Origin of the sequence: Mangrovibacter plantisponsor, from assembly GCF_003182475.1 — a bacterium.
Classification (GTDB): Bacteria; Pseudomonadota; Gammaproteobacteria; order Enterobacterales; family Enterobacteriaceae; genus Mangrovibacter; species Mangrovibacter plantisponsor.
The window spans coordinates 281,180-296,365 of record NZ_QGTS01000006.1 but is presented as its reverse complement, the minus strand read 5'-3'; the positions used below and the strand labels follow the sequence as shown (position 1 = coordinate 296,365).

Sequence of the window (15,186 nt, the reverse complement as noted above, 5' to 3'; positions counted from 1 at the left end):
AACTTGTCGTGAAGGTTGAACGAGCCCGCCGGGCACTGGCTGGCCGGCAATTTTGCGGCCTGTACCGCAAGCCGGGTATTTTGCCGGGTGGGAACGGGATTCCCTGGGGATGTATCACAGAAAAAAACCAGTACCTGGTGATAATGCCGTGGCGTTTTCCTGGGCGGGTGTTGGTGTTTTTATCGCCCGGCGGTGGGAAGGCGCACGGTTACTGGAATACATAGCCCTTACTGGAATATAGCCTCGACAGGAGAGTTGAGAATGGTCATTCCCCGTTCGTTTATATCAAGTGCATTTGTTTTTTCACTCGTTTCCCCCGTTTCCGTTTTTGCGCAAACCTTACCAACAATCACTCTGTTGGCAACCGGTGGCACCATCGCTGGTGGTGGTGAGTCCGCCACACAATCTAACTATGTTGCCGGGCAGTTTAATGTTGACCAGTTAGTTGCCGCAGTGCCACAGCTTAGTGATATGGCCATTATTAAAGGTGAGCAGGTGGCAAATATTGGCTCACAAGACATGAATGACAAAGTGTGGTTGTCATTAGCTAAAAAGATTAATGCACAATGCGCGGCCAGCGATGGCTTTGTGGTTACCCACGGTACAGACACGCTGGAAGAAACGGCCTGGTTTCTTGATCTCACGGTAAAGTGCGATAAACCAGTGGTTCTTGTGGGGGCGATGCGTCCGGCAACCGCAATGAGCGCAGACGGGCCATTTAATTTGTATAACGCAGTGGTGGTTGCGGCAGATAAACACTCGGCGGGCCGGGGTGTTTTGGTGGCAATGAATGACATGGTGTTTGATGCCCGCGACGTGACAAAAACCCACACCACCGGGGTGCAGACTTTCCAGGGTGCGAATTTTGGCCCACTGGGGCTGGTTCACAATGGGCGGGTCGAATACCTGCGGGTTTCTGCACGCAGGCATCCGGCTCAGACTGTGTTTGATGTCAGCAAACTTGATGCCCTGCCAAAGGTGGATATTGTCTATAACTACGCCAACGCCTCTGCGGCACCAGTGAAGGCGCTGTCTGGCGAGGGCGCACAAGGGATTGTCAGTGCCGGTGTGGGCAACGGTAATCTTTACCACCAGGTGTTTGATGCACTGGTTGAAGTGCGCAGGCAGGGTGTTGCTGTTGTGCGCTCTTCGCGAGTACCTGGCGGCGCTACCACGCGTGATGCGGAAATTGATGATGCCCGGTATGGCTTTGTGGCTGCAGGCACACTGAACCCACAGAAATCACGCATCTTGCTGCAACTGGCTTTGACACAAACTGAGTCGCCAGAAAGTATCCAGGCTATTTTTGATTCGTATTAACACAATATCGTTATTACCTGCCTGCCAGTTTCCATGCTGGCGGGCTTTTTTGTCCCTGTTAACCGGGTGGTTACAAAATGATACGAAGGTAAACTACCAAGTTTTCCTTCGTAACTGTAGACTGCCTGTATGGAGTAAGGAGCGCATAAAATGAACGATTCAACCCTAACCGCTGCCAGCCTGCGCAGCCTGGTTGGCAGGCTGTCGCGCCGTTTGCGCGCATCTGCACCTCCGGGCGATTTAACCTGGTCTCAGGTTGCTGTGCTGGGCTATTTGGTGCGTGATGGTGCCATGACGGTTACCGAACTGGCCGATGCTGAAAGGGTGCGAACCCAGTCAATGGGCGCAACCGTTGCCAGTTTACAGGCATCCGGCATGGTGACCGGTGAACCCGACCCGAACGACGGGCGCAAAACACGTTACCACGCCACTGAAGCCTGCCTGGCGCTGGTGTCAGCTAACCGCGCAATGCGTGATGACTGGTTATTGCAAGCCATGGAGAGCCAGCTTTCACAGGACGAACAGCGGCAATTAACGCAACTTGTCCCTTTACTCCAGAAACTGGCTGACTATTCATCCTGAGAGGTTATACATGGCTATTACTACCCTTGATGCCAATACGGCACTGATCGTTATCGACCTGCAACATGGCATTGTTTCTCTGCCTGGCGCGCAGGATACTCGCCCGGTTATTGAAAAATGCGCCCAACTGGTTGGCGCTTTTCGCAACGCACAGCTCCCCGTGGTGCTGGTGAATGTTGCCGGGGGCGCTCCCGGGCGTACAGAACAGCCGCGCCACAGTGGTGAATTGCCTGCCAACTGGGCAACGCTTATCCCGGAAATGACCCCACAGGCTGGCGATATCACTGTTACTAAACACTCCTGGGGCGCATTTAACAACACGCCGCTGCATAGTGAACTGCAACAACGGGGTGTGACCCAGGTTATTGTGGTGGGTGTGGCAACCAGTATTGGTGTTGAATCCACTGCCCGCCAGGCGTATGAGCTGGGTTACAACGTGGCGCTGGCGGTAGATGCAATGGCCGATCTGGCGGCAGAAACCCATGCGAACAGCATTGAACGTATTTTCCCGCGTCTTGGGGAAACCGGCACCACAGCCGATGTTCTGGCACAGGTTAGCGCCAGGTGATTAAGGCGCCGGCATCACTGGCCCGCTGGTGCGGGCTGGTACTGATTTCCGCCTTGCTGGTTCTGGTTCTGGAAGCGGTACAGATCCCGGCGGCTTTATTGCTGGGGCCGATGTTTGCGGCTATTGGTTTTGCGGCATCCAGCCGCCCGGTGAGTATTCCCCGCCCGTTATTTCGTAGTGCGCAGGCCGTGGTGGGCGCTATGATTGCTGCCGCTATTCCTCCCTCGATTTTTCACGAAATCGCTCGCCAGTGGCCACTGTTTCTGGGGTGTGTGGTTTCGGTTATTATCGCCAGCCTGGTGTTGGGAGGGCTGTTAGCCCGCTACCAGGTTCTGCCTGGTTCCACGGCAATTTGGGGGTCTTCTCCAGGTGCCGCTACCGCCATGACACTGATGGCGGAAAGCTTTGGTGCCGATGTGCGCCTGGTGGCATTTATGCAGTATTTGCGGGTGATGGTGGTGGCGCTGGTCGCCACACTGGTAACTCGCCTGTGGGTGAGCGATATTCCGGATGGTGCCGCAGCCCAGATAAACTGGTTTGCTCCGGTACCTCTGTGGCCACTATGCGCCACTTTGCTGGTTATCGCTGGCAGCGTATTGCTGGCTCACTGGGTTAAGCTCCCTGCCGGGCCCATGTTACTGGCACTGGTGCTGGCAACGGTTGCGCAAGATGCCGGTGGTTTGGCTATTACACTGCCAGAAACCTTGCTGGCACTGGCTTATGCGTTTGTTGGCTGGGGCATTGGTTTGCGCTTTTCCGCAGAGATCCTGCGCCATGCAGCCCATGCGTTGCCACGTGTGCTGCTTTCCGTATTCACTCTGGTGGCGGTGTGTGCCGGGTTTGCCTGGCTGTTGGTGCGGTTCGCAGGTATCGACCCGTTAACCGCATACCTGGCAACCAGTCCGGGTGGTGCGGATTCGGTGGCGATTATCGCTTCGTCCAGTAATGTGGATTTGCCTTTCGTGATGGCGATGCAAACCGGGCGCTTTATTCTGGTGATGCTGACCGGGCCGTTGTTATCACGCTGGATAGCCAACTGGATGCAAAGGCGTGCGACAGAGTAGGTAAGTAGGTAAAAAGATACGCGGTTCGCAGATGAGCCGGACTGTGTGATACTGGGTGTTGGCTCAGTCGTTAACACAAAGGATGTCTGCATGGAACTGGCTATGTACCTGGTGGATGCATTCGCGCACCAGGCCTTCTCCGGAAACCCTGCCGGGGTGTGTCTTACTCCCGAACCACTACCTGATGCGCTGCTACAAAAAATTGCCGCTGAAATGGCTGTTTCCGAAACGGCATTTTATACCCCTGGCAGCCAGCAGTTACGCTGGTTTACCCCGCTTACCGAAGTTAACTTGTGCGGGCACGGTACGCTCGCCACTGCGCATGTTTTACAGCAAACCGGTGCGCTTAATAGCGGGGAAACATTAACATTCACAACCCTTTCTGGCCCGCTGCATGTAACGGCAGGGCGGGATGCTATCACTATGGATTTCCCGCTGTTGCCACCCAATATGGCAGTGCCTGCCGGGCTGGCATATCTTGCCGCACTGGGGCTTACTGATGAGCAAGTAACAGCACAGGGCATGTTCGGTGAGAAGCATTTTATTGTGGTCAGTAGCGAAGCTGTTGTACGCCAGCTGGCACCAGATTTTGCGGCCTTACGGGCGTTACCCGGGCGTGGAATTGTGGTGAGCGCCCGTGGCGAAAATGGGTTCGATATTGTTTCGCGTTACTTTGCTCCCTGGGTGGGGGTGAATGAAGACCCGGTAACCGGCTCTGCACATTGCGCTCTGGCGGCTTACTGGTGCGCTGAGCTTGGGAAAACGCAATTGCATGCGTTCCAGGCTTCTGCGCGTGGTGGTGAGTTGTCGCTCGCGTTGGGTGAACCTGGACGGGTGAACATTGGCGGGCAGGCGCGCACTATGCTGGTAGGGGCTTTTACTCTGTAATTTTCCGGGCATTACCACAGGGGGGCAATTTTAGTGCCTTCCCTGCCCAGTGGTAATTATGTTATTCGCACCATTGTAAACGGTTGTGGCTGCCACACTGTGATATCATCAGCAAACTGCATTCTTGAAAAAACGCACAATATATTCTTAAATTTTCAAAAGTGGAAATATTTCACTCCCTGTTTTTTCTGTAAAATGAGGTAACTATTTCATTAACTGAACTATCGTTTCCGTAATATTACACGAACACCGCCATTTTTTATCAGGCACGGATTATGTGTTATTTCAGTTAATGATGTATACAATTTAATAACATTACTGGAGTGGCTTCATGAACCTTAAACAGTTGTACTATTTTAAAAGACTGGCTGAAAAGCAGCATTATACTGAGGCCGCATCAAGCCTGTTTATTACTCAGCCTTCATTGAGCCATGCTATTGCTGAGCTGGAAAAAGAATTAGGTGTAACTTTATTTGAAAAACAGGGAAGAAATGTCCGTATAACCAGTGGTGGCATGCTATTCCTGCCTTATGTAGAGAAAGCGATTTGTGAGTTGGAAAAAGGCTGTAATGCACTGACTAAACTGACTGATGTTGCGTTTGACCACGTTAAGCTGGCCTTCATCTATACGATGGGTGAGTGTGTGATCCCCCAACTGATTGAGCACTTTACCGCCCAGCCCGAAAAGAGCAACATTCAGTTTTCATTTTACCAGGGGACAACGTCATCAATTGTTCAGGATTTGAAAGCAGATAAATTTGATATGGCTATTTGTTCAATGATGCCGGATGAAACTGATATTGACTTCACACCTATTATTAGCCAGGAGTTAGTTCTGGTTACTGCGAGAAATCACCCTCTGGCGCAAAAAAACATTCTCAATATTGATTTAGAAGATGTGGCGGAATATCCCTTTATCTTTTTTTCAGAAAAAAGCGGTTTGCGCCAGTTTATTGATAAGATCTTTGTGGGTAAGAATATCATTCCCAATGTTGCCTGTTATGTTGAGGAAGATACCGCAATGGTTGGGTTAGTCGGCATTAATTATGGGATTGCCATAATGCCGCGGATTAACTTGTTATCGTCATCAAATGTTCATGTTATTAACCTGAATAACATTGAGCAAACCCGTTATGTGTACCTGGCAACCCATAAATACCGCACGATGTCGCCACCTGCACAGGCGTTTAAAGAGTTTATGCTGCGTTTTTGCCAGGAGAATTCGTTTCGCTAAGATAAACCGGTAAACAACTGGCCAGGTTGTTTACCGGTTTGGTTATCAGGCCGAGAGCAGTGGCAATACTGCCCGCATAGCGCTGACAGAGATTTGCCCTGGGGCTGAAGCCTGGCCCACAGCACCAAAAGTCATGCTGGAGTGGAACACTTCACCACACAGGCGGCTGATAACGCCCAGTTTGCCCATCGACATAGTAATCAGCGGTTGCGTGGCATACAGTTCCGCCATGGTGGTGGTGGCATCCAGCAATACCAGCACGTCCTGCCTTGTTTGCGGCATTACCGCAATTTTGGGCAGGTCTGCACCCAGTTCCTGCATCCGGCGCAAGCGCCAGATTATTTCTTCTTTCGGCGGTGTTTTATGGAAATCGTGGTTACTCATGATGACGCGCACGTTGCACTCATGGGCAATTCCCACTAACTGCGCAATACGTTTTTCATCATTGAAGAGCTCAACATCAATCAGGTCAACCAGGCCGCTGCCTGCCGCCATGGCGTTCAGGGCAAAATAGTCGTCATCGCTGAGCTGGCACTCCCCACCTTCTTTTTTGCTGCGGAAAGTAAACAGCAGTGGTGTGGCAGGCATGATGTCACGCAGTGCGGATAACACACTTTTGACTGCCGCCTGGTCGCTAACCTGGCTGAAGTGATCTACTCGCCATTCCACTAAATCTGCTTTCTGTAACAACAGTTCGTGAGCATTGACGACGATTTCTTCGCGGGTTTTCCCCATCAACGGTACGCAGATAAGCGGCGTACCAGTACCAAAAGTGATATTTCTGACAGTAACTGTGTTCATTATCCCGTTCTCCTGTGAGGCTCGTTGGTGTCAGACCTGAGCACTTTTAACGGCAAAGTGGGCACCTGCGAATTGCCTCACGCCGATAATTAAGGCCAGCGCAAATCCGGCGGCAGCCAGGCCGGTATCAAACCACATAATACTGGCGATACTGGTGTGTGATAATTCTGCTGTAATCAGTGGGATGGTGAAGGTCGCCAGGCTCCCTGCACTGTAGAAAATCCCGGTTGCTTTCCCTTTGGCCTGCGGGAATTTCATTGCCATGATTGTCAGCGCCAGTTGCATAACACCGCCAGCGGCAGAGAAACCGATGACAAATGCGAACCCTGCCACCATCATTGGTGTTGGCCACAGGCAAACACTGAGCAGCGCAATAAAGGAGATAAAGGTATACAGCATCAACAGGGTATGTGAGCTGACAGTCTTTTTCACCAATGCGGCTGTAATGAATACGCAGGACAATGACCCAACGGTATACAGGCTCAGTAACTTAATGGCCGAAGCGTATTCCATTCCGGCAACAAACTGACCATATTGAGAAAGCCACTGGCTGACCAGATAAAACGTCGCCATAGAGATGTAGCCGTAAAGCGTGAAGCAGGCTATATCCAGTATCTCACTGCGTGACATCCGGGGAGCGGCCGCCACCTGGTTGCTGGCACCTGAAGCCGGATTGTTCGCTTTTCCTGCCTTTTTTTGGTCCTGGTCCGGGAAAGGACGTTTGAGCAAAAAGATGGCATTAAGGATCATAATGCACGCGGCAACAACAAACGACCAGCCAAACCAGGCATTGCTCCAGACCAACAGGCTGATAATAAACGGCAACAGGAACTGGCCTGCGGAAACAAACGCTTTAATCAGAATATTGGCTGTACTGGGCGAATTGGGGAACGACTCCATCAGCGCCGGGTAAGTTCCTGAATCCAGGAAACTGTTGGCGATACCGGCCAGGAAGCCAAACGCGTAAGCAACAGCAATGGTCTGCGACTTCAGTATTCCAAAGAAAAACAGTAAGTAACAGGCCATTCCCAGGTAGATAAAGGGTTTGCGCCCAAAGCGGTCTGAAAGCATACCAGACAAGAACAGCACCACCAGTCGCCCAATCCCCAGTGAGGAAATAACGATGGATACCCCGGCGGCGTCAGTCTGCCATTGTTGCTCAAGGTGTGGCATGTTCAGGGAGATAAGAATCACGCCCATCCCATGAACCAGGTAATTAAGGTATAGCCCCAGAGCGGTGGGAAGATAACGATTTTTCATCTTCTCGTACCTTATCAAAATAGAATATTTTTAACGTATTCAATGGGCATTTCTTTCCCGGTCCAAATTTCGAATGCGCGGGCACCTTGCCACAGCATCATGCCAAGACCATTCATGGTGCGGCAGCCTTTCTTCTCGGCAATTTCCAGCAAACGTGTTTTCAGTGGGTTGTACACCACATCGGTGACAATCAAATCCGGGCGCAGGAAGCTGTCGTCTGGCAGCAATGTCTGGCCCACATAAGGTTTCATCCCCATACCTGTGGCGTTGGCGAACAGCACGCTGTCATCCATTTCCTGGCGCAGGCGTTTGCTGTCGTCCATATCGTAGAGATTCACCACGCAGTTGGTGTTATCGCGGATTTTTTTGACAGTCGCTTCGGCATTGGCAAAGAAGTTATCTTTACGGTTAAAAATGGAAATTTCTTTTACACCGTCCAGCGCGGCCTGCACACAAATGGCAGTTGCAGCGCCACCGGCACCACACAGCGTAATTTTTTTGCCAATAATATCTATCTGTTGTTCTGACAGCGCGCGCATATAACCCGTACCATCGGTGATGTGCCCGGTCAGAACGCCGTCATCGTTGACTACGGTATTCACCGCACCTACCAGTTGTGCTGCGGGTGACAGTTGGTCCAAATACTGGCATACCGCAGTTTTATTCGGCATGGATACGTTAAAACCGCGCAATTTCAGGGCACGAAACCCCTGAATAACGTCGGGCAGTTCCTGGTTGTCCACTTCAAAAGCCAGGTAAACGTAATCAAGGCCCAGTTTGGCAAAGGCTTCATTATGCATGGTGGGTGACAGGCTGTGGCGGATAGGTGTGGCAATCAAACCGATCAGCTCTGTGTGGCCAGTAATACGTTCTGTCATGATAAATTTCCTCATTATATTTAAATGCAAAAGATGTAGGGTTGGCAGCCTGGCGTTGTCAGGTGTTTGTGTTGTCGTTACGCCAGAACGCCCATGTCTTCGAGTGTGCTGAGAATATTTCGCCCTTCACGTACCCCGTCGATGATGCGGCGGGCAGCGACGCTGTCGCCGATATTGACGATGTTGACGTTGTGTTCCAGCCCCCAGGATTGCAGCGGGGAAAGGGTGTGCTGGTCAGCCCGCATACCCAGGCAAACAAAGCCATAATCGAAGGGAAGGTGAAGCACTTCACCTTGTTGCTCTGCGGTGAAGCTGTCGGCATTCACCGACATCAGGCGAGTGTTCATGTACTGAGTCACACCATATTTCTGCAGCATGCTCATCATGGATGTTTTGGTTATCAGGTCTAAATCACGGCCAGGGGCCGGCATCATTTCTACCAGCGAAACATGTGCGCCGCGCAGAGCAAAAAACTCGGTCACATCCAGCCCGACAGCACCGCCGCCAATCACCACGACCTGTTTATTTTCCGGGTGGTCAAATGCCGGCAGATTGTTGAGCATGCCTTTAATGGAAAAGACTTTGCTGTTGGGTTTATCAATAAAGTCCATCAGCCCGTTAATGGGCGGCAGCAAAGGTGACGAACCCGTGGCATTAATTACCAGGTGTGGCTCCAGTGCCGCAATGTCCCGGACACTTGCCTGTTTGCCGGTGATAAGGCGCAGGTTGCTGAGCCCATTGATGCGGTTTTTCATAAAAGCCGGGAAATCAGCGATACGGCGTTTTTCAGGGAGCGTAGATATTTCTGCGGCCAGGCCTCCCGGTTGCCCTTTGGCTTCCAGTAGCCAGGTTTCGCAACCCACTTCAGCTGCTGTGCAGGCGGCTTCCATCCCGGCGGTACCCGCGCCAATCACTACCACGCGTACAGGTTCACGAACGTGGCGTTGTTTATAGGCGTCGCCATGAATAATGTCGGGGTTAATTGAGCAACGAATGGGCCGGGAACGGGCGATACGGTGGTCGGCACAGCCAATATTGCAGGAAATACACTTGCGCATCTGTGCTTCCTGGCCGTGTTGTACTTTGTTGACCCATTCAGGCTCCGCAATCAGACCACGGCCGATGGCAATCAGGTCGGCATCGCCTTCAGACAGAATACTTTCGGCAATGGCCGGGGTGCGGATGTTGCCGGAAACAACAGTCGGCTTATGGAATTTATCCCGCACAACACGCGATAACTTGCGTTTCCAGCCGTCTTCCAGATCCATCTGGTCAATCTGGAATTGGAGTGTGTCGTTTAAGGCTACGGAAACATTGAGAATATCAACCTTGTCCTGGCAGTAAGACAGCATGGTTATCATGTCATCTTTGTGGTTGCCGCCTTCGACAAAGTCTTCCAGGCTGAAACGCAGGCTGATTGGAAAACGGGGGCCAACTTGTTCACGGACTTTATCAATCACTAACTGAACAATACGGGCACGGTTCTCCAGCGAACCACCAAATTCATCATCACGCTGGTTATAAACCGGGGAGAGGAACTGGCACAGCAGGTAAGAGTGGCCCGCGTGAATCTCGACACAGTCAAAACCCGCCAGGCGTGCACGCAGTGCTGCTTCACCAAATTTATCAATGATCTGGTAAATATCTTCTTTGGTCATGGCCCGGGGAACCAGACCATTTTTTTTGGAAGGCACATTGGAAGAGGACAATGGTTGTTGGTGATTAAGGCGGCCAGGATATGCCGATGCCCCTGCGTGGTTAAGTTGCACTGAGACACAGGCACCGTGTTTATGCAGGCGCTCTGTCAGGCGAAACAGCCCGGGTACATACTGGTCATTATCAATACGTAATTGTGTTGTACCATTTGAAGCGAAAGGGAAATCAATACAGACATTTTCAATTGTAATTAGCCCAGTACCACCTTTGGCTCGCAGCTCATAATAATCCAACTGCTCTTCTGAAACCTCGCCATTAATTCCGGCAAAGTTCGTTCCCATTGGGGGCATTATGATACGGTTTTTTAATGTCATGCCATTTATTGTGACAGGCGAAAATATATGGCGGTAAGTATTCATTTTGCTCTCCTTGGGTACGACAGAGTGCATCTTTTCAGTAATTAATAGATTGCATTCTTGGGGTGATTTTTTTTCTTATCCTGATGGTAGAAGAGCAATGAGAGAGAAAATAATGCTTTTTTTTATGGGTAGTCATAGAGGTATTCTATGGAATTAACAATTTTATGATGTTGTTTTAATTTTTGGGTTAACTTGCAAGTTACAAAAAAATAATTCCATTTGATTGTTGTTAACAAATCGCGAATAAATGTGAGCTAAATACTAATGTTTATTTTTTGAAATGCTGGTTCAGATTTTCCTGTACTGTGAGAAAAGACAGTTTTCCCCTGAATTTGGTGGCGAGAAAAAATTGAAAATGTGCAACAGATCACATTAAAAGGGTTTTAGAAAATAAGGTACAGGCCGGGAACCTGTACCTTTCAGGTGTGTTTAACTCAGTGGTGCTGGCTGATGTGCAATATTGGACAGGTAAAGATTGAAGATATCCTGCATGACCAGTGCCTTATTCCTGTCAGCATCAATGACAAAATGTGTGGCTGAACGGTACAGTTTTTCCCGCTCTTTCAGTACGCTACTCAGCTCATCAATAATGTCCAGGCCGGTTAAGGAAGGGCGCTGGCTGATTGCCGGGTTAGCGGAAAGCCGTTCCACCAGAGCCTGAATAGAGGCACTAAGGTAAAAAACCATACCATTGTTTTTCATATGGTTACGGTTTTCTTCACTCAGTACCATACCACCACCGGTCGCCACAACATGCTCCGGCGACGTAAAGTCCTTCAGTATCTGGCTTTCAATTTTGCGAAACGCAGGCCAGCCTTCTTCGTCAACAATTTGTGCAATGGTTTTACCTGTACGTTGTTGTAGCGCTTCATCGGTATCAACGAAAGTTAAAGCCAGATCTGCCGCCAGCATTTTACCAATGGTGGTTTTGCCGCTCGCCCGGGGGCCAATGAGTATTATCGCTTTTCTCATAATATCCAGGCCTTTAACATAACCGCTCTAAGTTGCGGGAAAACAGTTCAGCCGCAGCCGACTGGTAGAGTTTCCATTGTAAAAAATCCCCACCAGGGTATACCTGCAGAAAGTCCTCAAAAGAAGTGAAGTAACGCATCGTATTGTTACCTATGCGGTCATTAATTTTATGAACAATTGCAGCGATACGTTCTTTGCGGATTAATCTTAGCGCTTCCATTTTTACGATAATATCTTCGGGGATTTCTTTTTCCCCAGATTCCCATTGAGACCATGTTTCTGTGTCACTGTCTCCGGCAATCCAGGTTGCAGATTCTTTAACGGAAAGAAAAAAAAGGTAGCGTAGTGCCTGTAGTTCGAGGTTATTCATTTCTTGTTTCTCAGGGTTATCTGGTGTTGTTGGAATAATGGTATGAGAAATATATAATTAATAAAGGTGATCTGTGTCATGACTCGTGCAAGTATTTAAATCAGGATTTGTTTTTTATTACCTCTCTCAACTTAATGGCGCTTTTCTTTTCTTCCGCACCAGGCTCACTTTTTAAGTTCCAGGTAACTGCCTCATGTTGTCTTGTTGTGGGGGCACCGGCTGGTTAAATATTGAAACACTCAGAACAAACTGACACATAAAAAGTGGTTAAGCGCACAGAGTGTGAATGTTGAACCCGGGTCTGGTTACTACGCTGCCATAAGGTTCATCTCTTGGGGGCGCAATCACAACAGGGCGGTGAGCCACTGGTTGTGGAGGAAGAACGGCCACACTATGGGATGGAAAAACAGGTACAGGAGCCAGACATGAAGTTACGCACACTAGGTACAACAGGGTTACACATTCCGCCGTTGGTGTTTGGCGGCAACGTTTTTGGCTGGACAGCAGACGAAAAAACCAGTTTCTCTTTGCTCGATGCGCTGCTTGAACGTGGGTTCAATACGATTGATACCGCAGATGTCTATTCGGCCTGGGTATCAGGTAATAAAGGGGGCGAATCGGAAACCATTATTGGCAACTGGCTGGCGGCTCATCCTGGGGTTCGCGATAAGATTGTGCTGTTTACCAAAGTGGGTTCCGATATGGGCGGCCCGGATAAAAAAGGGTTGTCTGCCCGCTGGATAACCCAGGCGGTTGAAGACTCATTACGCCGGTTGAAGACAGATTACATCGATCTCTATTTTTCCCATTGGGCAGATAATTCTACGCCTTATGAAGAGACATTGGGCGCTTACGAGACGTTGCTTAAAGCGGGGAAAATTCGTGCTATTGGGGCATCAAATCTCGATGCTGACCAGCTTAAAGCATCACTGACCGCGGCAGACAACGCCGGGGTTCCACGCTATCAGGTGTTACAACCTGAATATAATCTGTTTGACCGGCATTCGTTTGAAGGAGCCCGCCAGGCACTGTGTATTCAGGAAAATATTGGCGTAGTGACGTATTACAGCCTGGCATCGGGTTTCTTGTCCGGAAAGTACCGTAGCCAGCAAGACCTGAGCAAAGGCAAGCGTGGCGACCGGGTTGCCAGGTACCTGACGCCGCGTGGTATGGCTATTCTGGAGGCTCTGGACAATGTGGCAAGCCGCCATGATGCGCAACCAGCCGAAGTAGCTCTTGCCTGGCTGAGCACCAGGGACGGGGTCACCGCCCCTATTGCCAGCGCCACGTCGGTGCCACAAGTTGATGCCTTTGTCCGTGCCATGAGCCTGGAATTAAACCCGGATGACCTCGCGCAATTGAATGACGCAAGCCAGGAGTAATTCACTATTTTGAGTGTAAACAGGCCAGTAAGTATACCTGGCCTGTTCCTGTGGCGGGTAACCCGCCAGGTGTTATCCCTGGCGGTATTTAATCACCAGAATGGGCAGGGCAAACAGCAGTGTCAGCAAGTTTGCCAGGCTTACCGCTGCGTCGCCAATCAATAGCCCATAGGCCAGCCACATCACCAGCCCACACACAAACATCAGGTACATCAGTAAAGAGATCCCTTGTGTGTTGCGGGTGGTAATAACTTTAACTGCCTGGGGTAAAAACGACAGCGTGGTCAGGCTGGCTGCCAGGTAACCCACAAATGTGTGCCACTCCATGTTATACCCCGGTTTCCGGCTGCCCGGTTACTGGGCGGGTAAGGGGCGTTGCCGGTTTTACCGTGCCGGGTTTGCGGTATTTATCCAGCAAGTGAATCTGAATATGCCGCAACATGTCGCCATTGAGTTTGTAGTAGCGGAAATAGAGCCATAACGTGGCAAGGAAGAAAAATGCCGGTAATACAATCATGATGACCTGCATGCCTGCCAGGGTGCTGGCAGACTGGGCGACATTGGGAACATAACCAATGACTCCCAGCACCAGAGCGATAAAGAACGCGGCAAATGCTGAACCGCCTTTCACCACCAGGGTTTGTACTGAGTAAGCGATGCTTTCGCAGCGCACATTGAGTTTATATTCGCCGTAATCCACGGTGTCGGCCACCATAATCACCTGCAAAACCCAGAACAACGCGGTGCCAATATTAAACAAAACGCCTGCCAGTAAAATGACCATCACCGGGTGGAACTGGCTCAGGGCGGCAACCAGCAATACGCCACTGCCCAGCAGGGGCATTAACGAAGCGCCAGCCCACAGTATGCGCCGGGAAAGCCGCCTGACCAGCCGGGGGAACAGAATGAGCGTAACAAGGTTAGCCGCGCCAGCATAAGACATATACCAGGGAAATAAACTGGCGTCGCCAATCACATAAGTGAAGTAATAGATGGCAAAGCCATTCACGATATTGGCGGCAATGTTGTAAGCCAGCGCCATGCCCAACAGACAACGTAACTGGTCGTTGTTATACAGCAGCCCAAAAATCGCTTTCAGGCTGGTTGCGGAGGAGGAGGAAGACGTGCCCGGGCTGTCGGATGAATACACTTCGTGCACGTTACGCAGCGTGACAAGCGTAGAAGCAATAAAAAAAGCAATCAACACCAGAGTAAACAACTGGAACCCATCACCGCGGTTTGCGCCACCAACCGCTTCTACAAACGGCAGGGTGACACCGGCTGTTACAAAACCGGCAAGGCTTGCAAAAAAGCGTGGGTAAGGCACCAGTTGCTCACGTTCACGTTTATCCAGCGTTATGGTTGGCACCAGTGACCAGAATGGAATATCCATGATGGTGTAGGTCATTCCCCACAGAATATACGTGACGGCGGCATAGATGAGCTGTGCATTGCCATCCAGCTTGTGCGCACTGAAGAGTAAAAAGAGCACTACGGAGTTTGCCAGTGTACCGACCAGTATCCACGGCTTAAATTTGCCCCAGCGGGTGCGTGTGGCGTTGACTATCCAGCCCATAATGGGGTCGTTAATGGCATCCCAGATACGGGCGACTAAAAACAGTGTCCCGACCGCGCCAACGGACAGGCCAACTACATCGGTGTAGTAATACATCAGGTACATGTAAACAATGCCGATAGCGAAATCTTTACCGAATGCACCGAAACCGTAGCTGAGCTTTGTTGTCATTGAAATACTCATAGGGTACCAGCCTGTGTTCCCAGGGCTGCCTCA

At 50.5% G+C, this 15,186-nt stretch carries 16 protein-coding genes; 8 read left to right on the top strand and 8 right to left on the bottom strand.

Translation table 11 applies throughout. The features are described from left to right. Window positions 1-8 precede the first annotated feature (8 nt). The 7 genes from DES37_RS11790 (at window position 9) to DES37_RS11760 (ending at window position 5,656) form a co-directional block, all read left to right on the top strand. Window positions 9-224, top strand: coding sequence for a hypothetical protein (locus DES37_RS11790; protein WP_146211510.1), 216 nt, complete (start codon window positions 9-11; stop codon window positions 222-224). Between the two features lie 37 nt (window positions 225-261). Then, on the top strand, window positions 262-1,320 hold the full coding sequence (ansB, locus tag DES37_RS11785) for an L-asparaginase 2 (protein WP_036106642.1): 1,059 nt from the start codon (window positions 262-264) through the stop codon (window positions 1,318-1,320). A gap of 150 nt (window positions 1,321-1,470) precedes the next feature. Beyond that, a complete protein-coding gene (locus tag DES37_RS11780) occupies window positions 1,471-1,902 on the top strand; it encodes a MarR family winged helix-turn-helix transcriptional regulator (RefSeq protein WP_110025889.1) in 432 nt (143 codons plus the stop codon). Between the two features lie 10 nt (window positions 1,903-1,912). Further along, on the top strand, window positions 1,913-2,470 hold the full coding sequence (locus DES37_RS11775) for an isochorismatase family protein (RefSeq protein WP_110025888.1): 558 nt from the start codon (window positions 1,913-1,915) through the stop codon (window positions 2,468-2,470). Next, window positions 2,467-3,534, top strand: a complete 1,068-nt coding sequence (locus DES37_RS11770) for an AbrB family transcriptional regulator (protein ID WP_110025887.1) — start codon at window positions 2,467-2,469, stop codon at window positions 3,532-3,534. Before DES37_RS11775 ends, DES37_RS11770 begins: the two co-directional genes overlap by 4 nt. Window positions 3,535-3,624: 90 nt before the next feature. Beyond that, window positions 3,625-4,422 carry a PhzF family phenazine biosynthesis protein gene (locus DES37_RS11765; protein WP_110025886.1) on the top strand — a complete coding sequence of 266 codons (798 nt, stop codon included), beginning with the start codon at window positions 3,625-3,627 and terminating at the stop codon, window positions 4,420-4,422. Window positions 4,423-4,753: 331 nt separating this feature from the next. After that, entirely contained in the window at window positions 4,754-5,656 is a 903-nt protein-coding gene (locus tag DES37_RS11760) for a LysR family transcriptional regulator (RefSeq protein ID WP_110025885.1), read from the top strand. A 45-nt stretch (window positions 5,657-5,701) separates the two neighbouring features. Here DES37_RS11760 and aroD read toward each other — a convergent pair whose 3' ends face one another. From aroD to DES37_RS11730, 6 genes are all read right to left on the bottom strand, one after another. After that, window positions 5,702-6,460, bottom strand: a complete 759-nt coding sequence (gene aroD, locus DES37_RS11755) for a type I 3-dehydroquinate dehydratase (RefSeq protein ID WP_084172253.1) — start codon at window positions 6,458-6,460, stop codon at window positions 5,702-5,704. A 27-nt stretch (window positions 6,461-6,487) separates the two neighbouring features. Next, a complete protein-coding gene (locus DES37_RS11750) occupies window positions 6,488-7,717 on the bottom strand; it encodes an MFS transporter (RefSeq protein WP_110025884.1) in 1,230 nt (409 codons plus the stop codon). 14 nt (window positions 7,718-7,731) lie between these two features. Then, window positions 7,732-8,595 (bottom strand): shikimate dehydrogenase, encoded by an 864-nt coding sequence (locus tag DES37_RS11745; RefSeq protein ID WP_036106623.1) that lies wholly within the window; start codon window positions 8,593-8,595, stop codon window positions 7,732-7,734. Between the two features lie 77 nt (window positions 8,596-8,672). Further along, window positions 8,673-10,670, bottom strand: a complete 1,998-nt coding sequence (locus DES37_RS11740; protein WP_110025883.1) for an oxidoreductase — start codon at window positions 10,668-10,670, stop codon at window positions 8,673-8,675. Between the two features lie 429 nt (window positions 10,671-11,099). Beyond that, on the bottom strand, window positions 11,100-11,642 hold the full coding sequence (gene aroL / locus DES37_RS11735) for a shikimate kinase AroL (protein WP_110025882.1): 543 nt from the start codon (window positions 11,640-11,642) through the stop codon (window positions 11,100-11,102). A gap of 13 nt (window positions 11,643-11,655) precedes the next feature. Further along, a complete protein-coding gene (locus DES37_RS11730; RefSeq protein WP_036106613.1) occupies window positions 11,656-12,012 on the bottom strand; it encodes an Aca2/YdiL-like domain-containing protein in 357 nt (118 codons plus the stop codon). A gap of 425 nt (window positions 12,013-12,437) precedes the next feature. Here DES37_RS11730 and DES37_RS11725 point away from each other — a divergent pair, with 425 nt between their 5' ends. Next, window positions 12,438-13,394 carry an aldo/keto reductase gene (locus DES37_RS11725; RefSeq protein WP_110025957.1) on the top strand — a complete coding sequence of 319 codons (957 nt, stop codon included), beginning with the start codon at window positions 12,438-12,440 and terminating at the stop codon, window positions 13,392-13,394. A 72-nt stretch (window positions 13,395-13,466) separates the two neighbouring features. Here DES37_RS11725 and DES37_RS11720 read toward each other — a convergent pair whose 3' ends face one another. Both DES37_RS11720 and melB read right to left on the bottom strand, forming a co-directional pair. Next, window positions 13,467-13,721, bottom strand: coding sequence for a SemiSWEET transporter (locus DES37_RS11720; RefSeq protein ID WP_036106607.1), 255 nt, complete (start codon window positions 13,719-13,721; stop codon window positions 13,467-13,469). Between the two features lies 1 nt (window position 13,722). Then, a complete protein-coding gene (gene melB / locus DES37_RS11715) occupies window positions 13,723-15,153 on the bottom strand; it encodes a melibiose:sodium transporter MelB (protein ID WP_036106604.1) in 1,431 nt (476 codons plus the stop codon). Window positions 15,154-15,186: the final 33 nt, after the last annotated feature.

What these genes read in the sequence shown, in the direction of transcription:
- DES37_RS11730 (WP_036106613.1), bottom strand. Translation starts at nt 12,012, where the DNA reads ATGAATAACCTCGAACTACAGGCACTACGCTACCTTTTTTTTCTTTCC.
- DES37_RS11745 (WP_036106623.1), bottom strand. Translation starts at nt 8,595, where the DNA reads ATGACAGAACGTATTACTGGCCACACAGAGCTGATCGGTTTGATTGCC.
- DES37_RS11775 (WP_110025888.1), top strand. Translation starts at nt 1,913, where the DNA reads ATGGCTATTACTACCCTTGATGCCAATACGGCACTGATCGTTATCGAC.
- DES37_RS11740 (WP_110025883.1), bottom strand. Translation starts at nt 10,670, where the DNA reads ATGAATACTTACCGCCATATATTTTCGCCTGTCACAATAAATGGCATG.
- DES37_RS11720 (WP_036106607.1), bottom strand. Translation starts at nt 13,721, where the DNA reads ATGGAGTGGCACACATTTGTGGGTTACCTGGCAGCCAGCCTGACCACG.
- ansB (WP_036106642.1), top strand. Translation starts at nt 262, where the DNA reads ATGGTCATTCCCCGTTCGTTTATATCAAGTGCATTTGTTTTTTCACTC.
- DES37_RS11760 (WP_110025885.1), top strand. Translation starts at nt 4,754, where the DNA reads ATGAACCTTAAACAGTTGTACTATTTTAAAAGACTGGCTGAAAAGCAG.
- DES37_RS11780 (WP_110025889.1), top strand. Translation starts at nt 1,471, where the DNA reads ATGAACGATTCAACCCTAACCGCTGCCAGCCTGCGCAGCCTGGTTGGC.
- DES37_RS11725 (WP_110025957.1), top strand. Translation starts at nt 12,438, where the DNA reads ATGAAGTTACGCACACTAGGTACAACAGGGTTACACATTCCGCCGTTG.
- DES37_RS11750 (WP_110025884.1), bottom strand. Translation starts at nt 7,717, where the DNA reads ATGAAAAATCGTTATCTTCCCACCGCTCTGGGGCTATACCTTAATTAC.
- melB (WP_036106604.1), bottom strand. Translation starts at nt 15,153, where the DNA reads ATGAGTATTTCAATGACAACAAAGCTCAGCTACGGTTTCGGTGCATTC.
- aroL (WP_110025882.1), bottom strand. Translation starts at nt 11,642, where the DNA reads ATGAGAAAAGCGATAATACTCATTGGCCCCCGGGCGAGCGGCAAAACC.
- DES37_RS11765 (WP_110025886.1), top strand. Translation starts at nt 3,625, where the DNA reads ATGGAACTGGCTATGTACCTGGTGGATGCATTCGCGCACCAGGCCTTC.